The sequence below is a fragment of the Chishuiella changwenlii genome, from assembly GCF_900142565.1.
Classification (GTDB): domain Bacteria; phylum Bacteroidota; class Bacteroidia; order Flavobacteriales; family Weeksellaceae; genus Empedobacter; species Empedobacter changwenlii.
The window spans coordinates 121,557-133,276 of the sequence record NZ_FRBH01000001.1 but is presented as its reverse complement, the minus strand read 5'-3'; the positions used below and the strand labels follow the sequence as shown (position 1 = coordinate 133,276).

Below are 11,720 nucleotides of genomic sequence, written 5' to 3'. Positions count from 1 at the left end.
TTAGACTAGTTATTTACAACAAATATCATATTGAAAGAGAGCTTATAATAAGCTCTCTTTTTATTTTTAGTCGTAAATTTGTATAGTAAAAATTCACAGTAATGAGTGTTCAAAATTCTGATCCAAAAGATGAATTTAATTTAGAAGATCATTTAGACGAAAATAGTCAAATGAACGAAGATGTACGTAGCTCTATTGGTACAATGGAAAAAACAGGAGAGCGTAAATGGGTTTACCCAAAAAAGCCTCGTGGAAAGTTCACAAACTATAGAACATATGTAAGTTATGTCCTTTTAACAATATTAATTGCTACACCATTTATAAAATTACCAAACGGAAATCCTTTATTTAAGTTTGATGTATTACAAAGTCAATTTATAATTTTTGGTTTTCCATTCTTTACATCCGATTTTTTCCTATTAGCATTGGGAATGATCACAACTATTATTTTCATTGTATTGTTTACAATGGCTTATGGTAGGTTATTTTGTGGTTGGGTTTGTCCGCAAACTATTTTCTTAGAAATGGTATTCCGTAAAATAGAATACGCGATAGAAGGAGATAGAGCAAAACAAATCAGATTAGATAAACAAGAGTGGGACGAAGAAAAGATTCGAAAAAAATTATTAAAGTGGACCATATTTGCCATCATATCTTTTATAATCGCTAACGTTTTCTTAGCTTATATTATTGGTGCAGATGCATTATACGATGTAATTAGACAAGGACCAGCAGATAATGTTGGGACTTTAGTAGGTTTAGTTTTCTTTTCTGCCATGTTCTATTTAGTTTTTGCATGGTTTAGAGAACAAGCTTGTACATTGGTATGTCCTTATGGACGTTTTCAAGGAGTTTTAATTGATTCTCATACCATCAACGTTTCTTACGATTTTAAACGTGGAGAAGGAAAAAATGGTAGAGCGAAATTTAAAAAACACGAAGACAGAGAAGCAGCTGGAAAAGGTGATTGTATAGATTGCGGACAATGTGTGGTAGTATGTCCTACAGGAATTGATATTAGAGACGGTATACAATTAGAATGTGTAAACTGTACTGCTTGTATCGATGCATGTGACGACGTTATGTTAAAAGTTGGTTTACCAACAGGATTAATTAGATATGCTTCTGAAGATGATATTAAACGTGGAGAAAAATTAAAATTCACAAAACGTTTAGGTGCTTATACATTTGCCTTATTATTATTAATAGCAGCAATGACAGCGTTCTTATTCTCTCGTTCAGATGTAGAATCAAAATATTTAAGAGTTCCAGGAACTGATTATAAAGTAGAAGGACAATTCTATGTTAATCAATTTGAGTATACTTTATACAACAAAACAAATAATGATCAAGTAGTTACTCTAAAACTTTTATCGCACGATAAATCTAAGTTTGATATGTACGAAGGAACAAATAAATTAAACCTAGAAAAAGGACAAATTATTCAAGGGAAATTTTATTTAAAAATTCCGATTAATGAAGTAACTTCATACAAAGAAAAAGTTGTCATAGGATTAGTCAACGAAAAAGGAAAAGTAATAGACAAATACGAAACGAGCTTCTCAGCTCCATTCAAATATTAGGAATTATGAAGTTAAATTGGGGACATGGAGTAGCAATAGCATTAGGATGTTTTATGATCTTTATACTATCACTACTTTATTTTGCAGGAGATACAGGAGGAATGGTAACGGAAGACTATTACGAAAAGGAAGTCAATTTTCAAGATGAGATTGATGCAGAAAAACGTGCAAATGCTTTAGAAATTAAACCAGAAATTATTTTACAAGCAAATGGTTTCTTATTTCAGTTTGCACCAACAACCGCAGAAGATTTTACAGGGACTATTTATTTGTTACGTAATGATGACGAAACAAAAGATATCAAAACATCAATAAAGTTAAACGACAAAAAGAATTTTCTACTTCCTTCGGTAAAATTAGTAGACGGTGTTTACGAGTTAACATTAAGCTGGAAAGAAAATAACAAAACTTATCTGATTAAAAAGTCCATCAGATGGATTTCTCAATAATATTAATCGCATTATCTATAGGTCTTACTTCATCCCTACATTGTGTAGGGATGTGTGGACCTATTGCTTTATCTCTTGGAGTAGAATCCAAGGAGAAATTAAAATTTACATTACGTAACCTTACGTATCAGTTTGGTCGTATAACAACGTATTCAATTCTCGGTGCTATTCTCGGGTTAATAGGAGAATCATTTACATTTGTTGGTTTACAAAATTACCTAAGTATTTTTATAGGTATTGTAATGATCATTATGGTTATGATTCCAAAATTCTACGAAAATGGAGCAACACAACTTCGTCCGATTAATGCATTAATGGTCAAAGTAAAAATCTCATTAGGAAAACATCTTATTAAAAAAGATTCTTCTTCACTTTATGTAATAGGACTTTTAAATGGATTATTACCTTGTGGAATGGTTTACGCTTCTTTAACAGCAGCAATTGGTTTTGGTTCTGTTTATAAAAGCGTTTTATTTATGTTTTTCTTCGGATTAGGAACATTACCCTTAATGTTTGCAACCGTTTTATTTGGAAACTTTTTATCAGTAAAACAACGTCAAACAATTCTAAAAATACTTCCAATTATAACTATAATATTGGGTGTTTTATTTATTTTACGTGGATTAGAATTAGATATTCCTTACATCTCTCCATCTAAAGAAGCCTTACAACTTAATGGAATGGATGACCATTGTATGTAGAAAACAATAACATATTAACAACGATTAAATTATAAATTGTATTTTTGAAGTAATTGTCATTTCAATTTTTCAAATTAATACAATGAACTTATTAAAATCGGAGTACATCGGAATATTTTTAGGAGTACTTTACGGGCTTTTTATTAGATTCTGTACAGACTTTAGTAGTTATGTAGAAAATATATTTTCAGTAACTTTTATATTTATAGTTCCAGCTATTATTGGTGTTATACCTATTCTGTTTTCTCAAACAAATATCTACAAATCAAGGAAAAAGATGTTCTTTTATCCGATATTAACCATAATTGTTTATCAGTTCGCCTTACTTTTTACAAGATTAGAAGATGTAGTTTGTGTACTTATTGTTGGCTTACCTTCTATAATTATTGCAGGAATTTTAGGCTTAATAGTCGGAACGATTGTAAAAAATAGAATAAATAGTAAAAAACTATATTCCATTATTTTACTTCCATTACTATTATTTCCGTTAGAAAATCTATTGCCAGAAAAAGAAGAAACGTTTAATGTGAAAACTTCTATCGTTATAAATAATCAACCAGAAGTTATTTTTCCTAATCTTATAAATGTACCAACAATTACAGAAAGCGAATACGAAAATGGGTTCTATCAATTAATAGGTATTCCTCGTCCATTAAAATCAATTGCATTTAAAGAAAATAATCAACATTTTCGTATCGGAAAGTTTACAGACAAATTAGAACTTTACGAATATGTAACAGCTATCGATCAAAATAAATTCGTCAACTTTAAAATAGATTTAGAAAAATCTATTTTACGAGATAAACCAACAGATCAACATGTTTTAAAAGGAGATTACTTCAAATTTGAGAATATTAATTATACCATCACCACAATAAATTCTAAACAAAGTAGACTTACGCTTTCTTGTGATTATAAATTAATTTCTAGGTTAAACTGGTATGGAGATTTCTGGGCAAGAAGTATTATAAAAGATTTTGAAACAAGATTATTAAAATCTTTAAAGCTTAAATTAGATTCTAATTAATTTTTTGGGCGACTAATCGCGCTTTTCACTCTATCTTTTGTTCGCTACAACGCTCCACAAAAGGATGCCGTTACAATCGCTGTCGCAATTTTTAATAAATTTTATTATGTTCAGCTTACCAAAATTTTAGTGAATATCAATTAAACACACTTAAAGTACAAGGTAAACCTTTCGAATATGCATTATTTCCATCTTTAGGACACAATACTTCGTCTAAAGACAATACAACACCTTTCGATATTTCTATTCAATGGATAAAACAAACAACAATGAATAAGTAGTATTTTTATTTTACGCAATTACGGTTTTCCGTAAGGAGATAAATGTTAGTAATTTTAGTTTTGCTAAAAATCAATAATATAATTTTGATAATATCAATTTAAAAGAATTTTACAATCATGAAAATAACAATTACTTTTTTTGCTTTTCTATTAACAACAATATCTTCTTATGCACAAGAAGATATTGAGTTGTTGACCTATGCTAATACTCAAGATATTAATTTTTTTAACAAAATTAAAAATGGTTCTCAAGTAAAAGAGTATATAACAGTTAGTGAAAATAGTGTAGAAGTAGGTGATACTTTAATTTTAGGAACGCCTACTTCTGAAGAGATGAGCACAAGAACTTATTCAGGTAGTTATGGAACAAAAGCAAGAGCAGGAGTAGCACAATCAAGAAGTACTTCTAAAAAGACATATGAATTTGTAAAAATGGGAAGACCTGCAGGTTTCGGTAGTGTTATGACAGCTATGAATGGTGATGCACAGGCTATGGCTGATAATAGTTTGAAGAACACTTCTGTTATTGTTCGAGAAATAAAAACATATCATAGAGGTAGTAAAAATAAACCTTTGTATGTTGTTATGGTTTTAGGTGAAATTAATGGTAGAGCCTTCGGTGTAAATAAATACTTGAGTGTAATGGATACTGAGTTAGCTATTGAATCTGGTGAAGTTTTATTAAAAAATAGAAAAATAACTAGAGATGAAGCTATTGCAAAATTAAAAGAAGCAAAAGAATTAATGGAAATTGATATGATGAGTAAAGAAGAATTTGAAGAATTGAAAAAAGAGCTTACTCCAATTATTAATGTTAAAAAACAAGAGTAAAAAATATTTATTCTGTAACTTATACTGTTATAAAAAATGAAAACAATAAGTTCAATATTTTTTATTGGAATCTCTATACTCTTAAATGCTCAAGAATTAAAATCATCCTCTTTTTTAAATAAAGAAATTGAAGTTCTAGGGGTTAACAATAAGACTGATATTTTAATAACTGAATCAGAAATTATTTTAAAAAACTTTCTTGAAAATCATACAAAGGATGATATTAAAAAGATTGAAAGAATAGAAATAAAACCCTATAATGGTATAAAATCTACTTGGTATTATTGTATTTCTACTGAAATGGATATTTTCAGAAATGAATATAGAAAAAGTATATTTATTTATGATAAAGTAGGAAGAACTTTACTATATGCTGATTTTGCCTCTGAAGTTGATATATATTGGAAAAAATTCTTAATTGATTATAATAAATTATAACTGATTTGACTATTGCATTCCAAAGGTAAAATAAGTCTTTTAGGAGGTTTTCTTAATAGATTTGATTTATTCAATACTAATTAAAATTAATATACTTAATATAAGTTATTTAGTGAGATAATAATGTTTGTTTTAAGTGAAATATTTTAATTAAAAGTATCGATTGTAAATTTTCTCGTTATCCATGACAACGATGTTTAAATAATATAGATTATTAAAGAATTTATTAATTTTAGAAAATTAATTACACGAAAAACGATTATAGGGATTTTTTTTTTACTAAAAATTTTTTATATCATTTACTTCGTAAATTATTAAGTTACCACTAATGCATTAAATTATTGTTTAAATAACATTTATGGCAAAAATTGATTATAAAATAATTGGAAATACAAATTTTTTAATAGAACCTGAATATAGTTTTCATATTTCCAATTTCTTAAAGAAATTTGAAGATAAATTTTTATTGGCTGAAAATATTATTATAAATTTTGAAGAAAGTATAAACCCTAATTTAAATAAATCAGAACCAAATATAATTATTGTATCTGATAATGAAAAAAATATCAATGTTACATATAAAAGTTCACGTTATTTTCAACCAAAAAACGAATTGAGTAAACCAAGTTCAGATATTTTTTTTAATGGATTAGAAAATTATATGACTAATACTGTAATTCTTGAAGATAATAATCGATTTAATGATATTAAATCGAATAGCAACTAAAAATACTAATAAAAAAATAATTTCCGCCACTGACGCCTAGCCTCGAACTGGTAGCGAAAATTTTATAAAAAATTGCAATTAATGAAATATATCCAACCAAAATTACATCAACAATCTTTCACCTGTCCAAGTTGTGGAGTATTAGCCAAACAAGAATGGTCTATTAGAACAATGAAATTTGAGAATTACGTAGTTGACCTAAAAAAAAGTTTAGGTTCTGCCACTTGTCAACATTGCACAGAAACGTCAATATGGATAAAAGACAAAATGTATTACCCAGAAAACGGAAACTCACCATTTCCTAATGCTGAAATGCCAGAAAATGTCAAGAATCTATATCTCGAAGCAGCATCAATAAGTAATAAATCTCCCAGAGGTTCTGCTGCTCTTTTAAGATTAGCAATTCAAGTTTTATGTAAAGAATTAGGTGAGCCAGGTGAAAATATAAATACTGATATTAAAAGTTTAGTTAAAAAAGGATTACCTGAAATTGTTCAACAATCTTTAGATGTTGTAAGGGTAACTGGAAATGATGCCGTTCATCCTGGACAAATAGATACTGACAATCAAGAAACTGTTGGACAATTATTTGATTTAACAAATGTAATCATCGAATATATGATAGCTTTACCCAAAAAAGTTAGTGGTATTTACTTAAGCTTACCTTCTAGCAAATTAGATGGAATTAATAAAAGAGATGGGAAATAAAAACTTCCGCTAACTTCTATTTGATAAAATCTACAACAAACCTTACATTAAGTAGAAATTTTATATTGTGACAGGACTAATTTAAAATATCCTAATTCAACCATATAAAATAAAACCTCGCATTTGCGAGGTTTATTATTTTATAGAAATATTCTTTAGAAATTTAAAGTTAAACCTAAAGCGATGTTTATTCCGGGAAGTGGTGCTAGATACTTTAAAAAAGAATTTTGTGGTCTCGCTTCTACATTCAACAGATTTGTACCAGCAGCAAAATACTCTATTTTATAATTTTTAAAAATAATATTGTGAGACAATCTAGCAGCAAGTAATGAATAAGCAGGCATAGGAGGCTCTGGATTTATGTTTTTTCCTAAATAACGTTGTTCAAGATAACGATCAAATGTAATACTCAGTTCAGATTTTTTATATTCAATTCCTCCAGAAATTCCAAACCTACTCGTAGGCATATTGGGCATATAAGCACCTTCTGCCCAGTCTCTCAAATTATCGTTTGAAACATTACTATTTTTTACGAGGTCAAAATAAGAACCAAAATGAAGATTTAAATTTTTATTGATTTTTCCGTTATAACTCATTTCAGACTCCCATCCAGTCAACTTCGTATCAGACTGACGCCATTCTTTCACAAGAAAACCTCCCGAACGTGCAATTCCAGTATGAGCCAAATACAAATAATCATGTAGCATTGTGTTATAATATGTAATCGAAAATTTTATTCCTTTATAGCTAAACCCTGCTTCTGTTTCTATTGTTTTTGCTGTTTCTTTATTTAAACGATCATCACCATTTTCTTCCAGAATAATTGCAAAATGATTATTACCAGCATATAGTTCGTTTATATCTGGAGCTCGCTCAGAATGAGAATAAGAACCTCTTAAATAAATATATTTATTAACATTAAGTTGTGCTCCCGTATTAAATTGATTAAGATTGAAATTACGATCCGATAGCTTACCACCAGCTAATCCTCTTCCTGGTTTGTAACCTTCCGTCAACATAGCTCTTCTCTGAACAAAATCATGTCGATAACCAGCATTAAGCTTTAAAAACTTTATGGTAAACTGTTGTAAAGTAAATATTCCATATTCGTTACTTTTATTATTTGGAATATATCGTTGTTCTCCACTTCCATCAATATTTTGAGTCAAAATGTCTGCTCCCCAAAGTCCTTTTAAATGAGAAAAAGATTTTTGATCAATTTCTAATCGAGCATTCTGGCGAACTGTAGAAAACTTATTAGCAAGATAACTCCCAATAAGTTCACTGTCCTTAGAATATTGTAAAGTATAATTTAATCTTATCGCTTCAATAGATCCAATTTTAGGCTTATATTCAGATTGCATAATTAGACTATTACTTTCTGATTCAGTATTTATTGGTAAGTAAACACTTTCACCTTCAATTACATGAGTATAACCATCACCATGCGTATGAGTATGTCCTGGAAGTTTACGTAATGCAAACCCTGGGATACCATAATAACCGTATGATCTTCGAAATCCAACTCCAAAATTTATTTTTTCACCCACGTAAGACGTACCAAAATTTAAGACATGGCTCTTTGCATGGCTGTTAGGCATTATACCTCTTTTTACTGGAGCATAATCTGTTATTCCTTTAACAATTGTTGTTGATAGAGGAGTGTTGGCTGGCTGTCCAGCTATGTATAAACTATTTTTCGGATTAGAAACATACACTCCATCAATAAAAGATCTTTCTTCAAAAGTATATAAATCAGCCTCGCTAAGTCCCCATTTCGGATCGTTCATTTTATCCAATACAAATTGACTAATGTAAGGGTACAAAGTCAAGTTTCTAATAATTTCCTTTTCTACATGTACTTGTGCCATAGAAGAAGTTAAATCATCTATTTTCGGATCATAAGCCAACGAAGCTTTAGTATTTCCTGGTATTTTGATATTATCATTATATCTGTTCATTCCTCCAGCTTGCCAAACCCAATGCTTTCCGATATTTCCATTAAAATTAAATGATTGTTTATATCCCAGATTAGTACTTCCTTCTGCTTTTACAAAACCTGATAAAGTTTTAGGAGCTTTTTCTTTTGGAATAGTATTATCTTTAATATTAACAGCGCCACCAATTGCTCTTCCTCCGAAAAGTACATTTCCATCGTTGATATGAATATCAATTTCTGAAACATTATCTAGGTCTGTAATAACATTAAGATTTGGACTGATTCCTGAAAGGTCATTCATTGACATTCCATTATTAAGTATTCTTACACGGTTCCCGCTTAGACTTCTAATAACAACGGCGCCAGAATTAGGACCAAAATATGAGTTTTGAATTCCAGGAGTTCGGCTAAGTGCATCTCCAAGAGTTGTTGACTGATTCTTAATAAGCTCTTTTTTAGTAATTTTTTTTATGTTAGATAGTTCTACCTTTTTACTCTTAATTGTAACTTCTTTTAGCAAATTAACTTTAATACTGTCAGAGAGTTGATTGTTTTGAGAATAACTGTAAGAATTAAAAACGAATAAAAAAGAACATAAGATTTTGGAATATACCCGCATGATTGATTGTGTTAATTACAAATAATGTGCGCAAATATAGTATTAATAAAATTTAATGCAACAAAGTTGCGATAAAATATTGCGACTTTATTGCATTAATTAATTTTAAAATATACTTTTGTCAAAATTTTTAAAATATGAAAAATATTAAAAGCTACGTTAAGCTAGTAATTACAGGGATTTTCTTTCTTTCATTGACAACAGCTTGTAGCAGCGATGACGACGAGTTGACTCAGCAAAAGCAGGTGGAAATGGATATACCATCTACATTATCTATGACATATGGTGAACAAAAGGAAATTTCTTTACCTGCGAATGTTTTGGATGCATCTGATATCAAATTGAATCTTGATTTCAGCCAAAACGAGAATATTAAAATCAACAATACAGAATTTCTTAAGGATAAACTGTCTAAAGCAATAACGATTGACAAAGTATCTGGAAAAGTAATGTTGAATAGTACATTGTTATATGCAAATGGTGTTGTTTCGGTTGTAAACGGGACAAGATTACCAGAAAATTATAAAATTACGATAGATGCTAGTTCAGAAAAACAGAATTTTAAAAGTACGAAGACTATTGAAGTTAAAATTACTCCTGCAAAGCTTACCGTTAAAGGTTTAGATAACAAATCAGCAATTTCTGTTGCTTATGTAATTTATGGAGAAAAGACGAATTTTGAATTGGAATCTTCTCTGAAAGTAGATGCTGATATGAATTGGGGAATTGAAAACCAAAGTGCTTTAGGAACTGTAGTTTCTCTTAATACAAATGTTATAAAGTTTGCAGATAATGCTGGAGATCCAGATAAAAAAGTGGAGAAAACATATGATGTAAATTCTGCACTTCTTAAGGATGGTTTTCCTGTAGCTACTACAACATTAAGAGTAATTTTTATTCCAAAAATTAAGTTCTTTTTTGGAACTTACTATCCAGAATATGACTTAACTGTTTTAACAAACAATGTTTATATTGGTTTATCAAATGGATATGTATCTGCTGCGCCAACGTTGTCACCAGAGACTTATAAGTCATCTTTTGTTATCACAGGAATCAAGAAAAATGGTCAGTCTTTTACAGATACTGAAAGTTTATTTTCAATTAATGATAAAACAGGTTCTATAACTTTAAAGAAAAGTACTACGCTTACAAGAGGAGCTTACGAAATTACTGTAAAGGCTATTACAACTACAGGTCTTGAATTTTTTACAACACTAACATTAAATATGGAAAGCTTGGAAGAATAAATATTAATTAATTCTAGTCAGTTTCATGAAAGCTTCTAGATAAAGTTTATAAGTAAATAACATTTTTATATAAATTAAAAACTGCCTTATTTGAATTTATCAAATAGGGCAGTTTTCGTATGGTATAAACTTAAAATCAATTCAATTTTATATGTATGAATGTGGTTACTTTAATATTTATTATTGTATAAGTCTAAGATTATTAATCTTATAAAGGATTTAACAAAAAATGTAAATTATTAAACAATAGTATATTATAGTCTGATATTATTTTTGATATATACTTAAAATAAACCTTTTGATTATGAAAAAAAATTACATTTTTATTCCATTAGCCTTTTCTATTTTTACGACTGCACAGGTAGGGATTAATACAAATGATCCGACACAAGCTCTTGATATTAATGGAGAATTAAGAGTAAGAACTTTACCATCTGGTGATATTATAGATGAAGTATTAGTATCTGACTCCGATGGAAATGTTAGGAAAGTACCTCGAAATAGTTTTGAAACTGGAGGGGCAATTACCGATGGAAGTTTTAATTCTACAATATTAGGATATGAACCACAGCCTATAGCTAATAAAGTAGTACCAGCAACAGCTCCTGGAGGAGCAACAGTAACAGAATTAGGATGTAAGCAATACCCAACAAATGGACACTATTATTGCGCTTATCAATTATCTGCAGGTATAAATTGGTTTAATTCCTTTGAATTTGCAAAAAGCCTGGGAGGATATCTAGTTACTTTAACCAATGCTGATGAAACTGATTGGGTTTACTCTGAAATGTTAACAGATTACAGTTTAAATAGCAATATTTGGATTGGTTATAATAAGATAGCAGAGCCTGGTAATGCAAATAGATTTAGATGGATTACAGGTGAAGAATATAAAATAAACTGGGCTACAAATCCTTCTAGGGCAGAAAATAGATTTCTTTCTGGAGAACCTAATAATCAAGGAGGTAATGAAGGATCTACACATATTATTGGTGTAGGAGGAACTTGCAATAGAGGTTGGAATGATATTGCTGGTACATCTATTACAGCTAATCCATCTTGTACTCCTGCTGCAGCTAATCGACCATTTATTAGATTAATTGTTGAATTTAATAACTAATCAAAAAAAACAATTCACTTCTCTAATGATTAATGAAAATATAAAGATTG

General features: G+C 29.3%; 11 protein-coding genes. 10 read left to right on the top strand and 1 reads right to left on the bottom strand.

Annotated features, from left to right (window positions below):
• Nucleotides 1-101: 101 nt before the first annotated feature.
• From ccoG to BUA86_RS00605, 8 genes are all read left to right on the top strand, one after another.
• Entirely contained in the window at nucleotides 102-1,583 is a 1,482-nt protein-coding gene (ccoG, locus tag BUA86_RS00640; RefSeq protein ID WP_072928884.1) for a cytochrome c oxidase accessory protein CcoG, read from the top strand.
• Nucleotides 1,584-1,588: 5 nt separating this feature from the next.
• The gene (locus BUA86_RS00635; RefSeq protein WP_072928882.1) at nucleotides 1,589-2,032 is read left to right on the top strand and encodes a FixH family protein; all 444 of its coding nucleotides are present in this window, start codon (nucleotides 1,589-1,591) and stop codon (nucleotides 2,030-2,032) included.
• Entirely contained in the window at nucleotides 2,017-2,733 is a 717-nt protein-coding gene (locus tag BUA86_RS00630) for a sulfite exporter TauE/SafE family protein (protein WP_072928880.1), read from the top strand. Before BUA86_RS00635 ends, BUA86_RS00630 begins: the two co-directional genes overlap by 16 nt.
• Nucleotides 2,734-2,815: 82 nt before the next feature.
• Nucleotides 2,816-3,760: a hypothetical protein gene (locus tag BUA86_RS00625; RefSeq protein ID WP_072928878.1), complete on the top strand. Its 945-nt coding sequence runs from the start codon at nucleotides 2,816-2,818 to the stop codon at nucleotides 3,758-3,760.
• 398 nt (nucleotides 3,761-4,158) lie between these two features.
• Nucleotides 4,159-4,872: a hypothetical protein gene (locus BUA86_RS00620; protein ID WP_072928876.1), complete on the top strand. Its 714-nt coding sequence runs from the start codon at nucleotides 4,159-4,161 to the stop codon at nucleotides 4,870-4,872.
• Between the two features lie 36 nt (nucleotides 4,873-4,908).
• A complete protein-coding gene (locus BUA86_RS00615) occupies nucleotides 4,909-5,310 on the top strand; it encodes a hypothetical protein (RefSeq protein WP_072928874.1) in 402 nt (133 codons plus the stop codon).
• A gap of 358 nt (nucleotides 5,311-5,668) precedes the next feature.
• Nucleotides 5,669-6,037 (top strand): hypothetical protein, encoded by a 369-nt coding sequence (locus BUA86_RS00610; RefSeq protein WP_072928872.1) that lies wholly within the window; start codon nucleotides 5,669-5,671, stop codon nucleotides 6,035-6,037.
• An 81-nt stretch (nucleotides 6,038-6,118) separates the two neighbouring features.
• Entirely contained in the window at nucleotides 6,119-6,745 is a 627-nt protein-coding gene (locus BUA86_RS00605; RefSeq protein WP_072928870.1) for a DUF4145 domain-containing protein, read from the top strand.
• Nucleotides 6,746-6,900: 155 nt separating this feature from the next.
• Here the strand turns inward: BUA86_RS00605 and BUA86_RS00600 are convergent, their stop codons facing one another.
• Nucleotides 6,901-9,303, bottom strand: a complete 2,403-nt coding sequence (locus BUA86_RS00600) for a TonB-dependent receptor (protein WP_072928868.1) — start codon at nucleotides 9,301-9,303, stop codon at nucleotides 6,901-6,903.
• Between the two features lie 137 nt (nucleotides 9,304-9,440).
• On the opposite strand from BUA86_RS00600, the gene BUA86_RS00595 reads away from it, so the two are divergent.
• Nucleotides 9,441-10,550, top strand: a complete 1,110-nt coding sequence (locus BUA86_RS00595) for a hypothetical protein (RefSeq protein ID WP_072928866.1) — start codon at nucleotides 9,441-9,443, stop codon at nucleotides 10,548-10,550.
• A 304-nt stretch (nucleotides 10,551-10,854) separates the two neighbouring features.
• Complete coding sequence (locus tag BUA86_RS00590; RefSeq protein WP_072928865.1) at nucleotides 10,855-11,670, top strand: lectin-like protein; 816 nt, start codon at nucleotides 10,855-10,857, stop codon at nucleotides 11,668-11,670.
• Nucleotides 11,671-11,720: the final 50 nt, after the last annotated feature.

Bases quoted from the DNA above. Each gene is read 5' to 3' on its own strand.
- BUA86_RS00630 (WP_072928880.1), top strand. From the start codon at position 2,017: ATGGATTTCTCAATAATATTAATCGCATTATCTATAGGTCTTACTTCA.
- BUA86_RS00600 (WP_072928868.1), bottom strand. From the start codon at position 9,303: ATGCGGGTATATTCCAAAATCTTATGTTCTTTTTTATTCGTTTTTAAT.
- BUA86_RS00610 (WP_072928872.1), top strand. From the start codon at position 5,669: ATGGCAAAAATTGATTATAAAATAATTGGAAATACAAATTTTTTAATA.
- BUA86_RS00615 (WP_072928874.1), top strand. From the start codon at position 4,909: ATGAAAACAATAAGTTCAATATTTTTTATTGGAATCTCTATACTCTTA.
- BUA86_RS00620 (WP_072928876.1), top strand. From the start codon at position 4,159: ATGAAAATAACAATTACTTTTTTTGCTTTTCTATTAACAACAATATCT.
- BUA86_RS00590 (WP_072928865.1), top strand. From the start codon at position 10,855: ATGAAAAAAAATTACATTTTTATTCCATTAGCCTTTTCTATTTTTACG.
- BUA86_RS00625 (WP_072928878.1), top strand. From the start codon at position 2,816: ATGAACTTATTAAAATCGGAGTACATCGGAATATTTTTAGGAGTACTT.
- ccoG (WP_072928884.1), top strand. From the start codon at position 102: ATGAGTGTTCAAAATTCTGATCCAAAAGATGAATTTAATTTAGAAGAT.
- BUA86_RS00635 (WP_072928882.1), top strand. From the start codon at position 1,589: ATGAAGTTAAATTGGGGACATGGAGTAGCAATAGCATTAGGATGTTTT.
- BUA86_RS00595 (WP_072928866.1), top strand. From the start codon at position 9,441: ATGAAAAATATTAAAAGCTACGTTAAGCTAGTAATTACAGGGATTTTC.
- BUA86_RS00605 (WP_072928870.1), top strand. From the start codon at position 6,119: ATGAAATATATCCAACCAAAATTACATCAACAATCTTTCACCTGTCCA.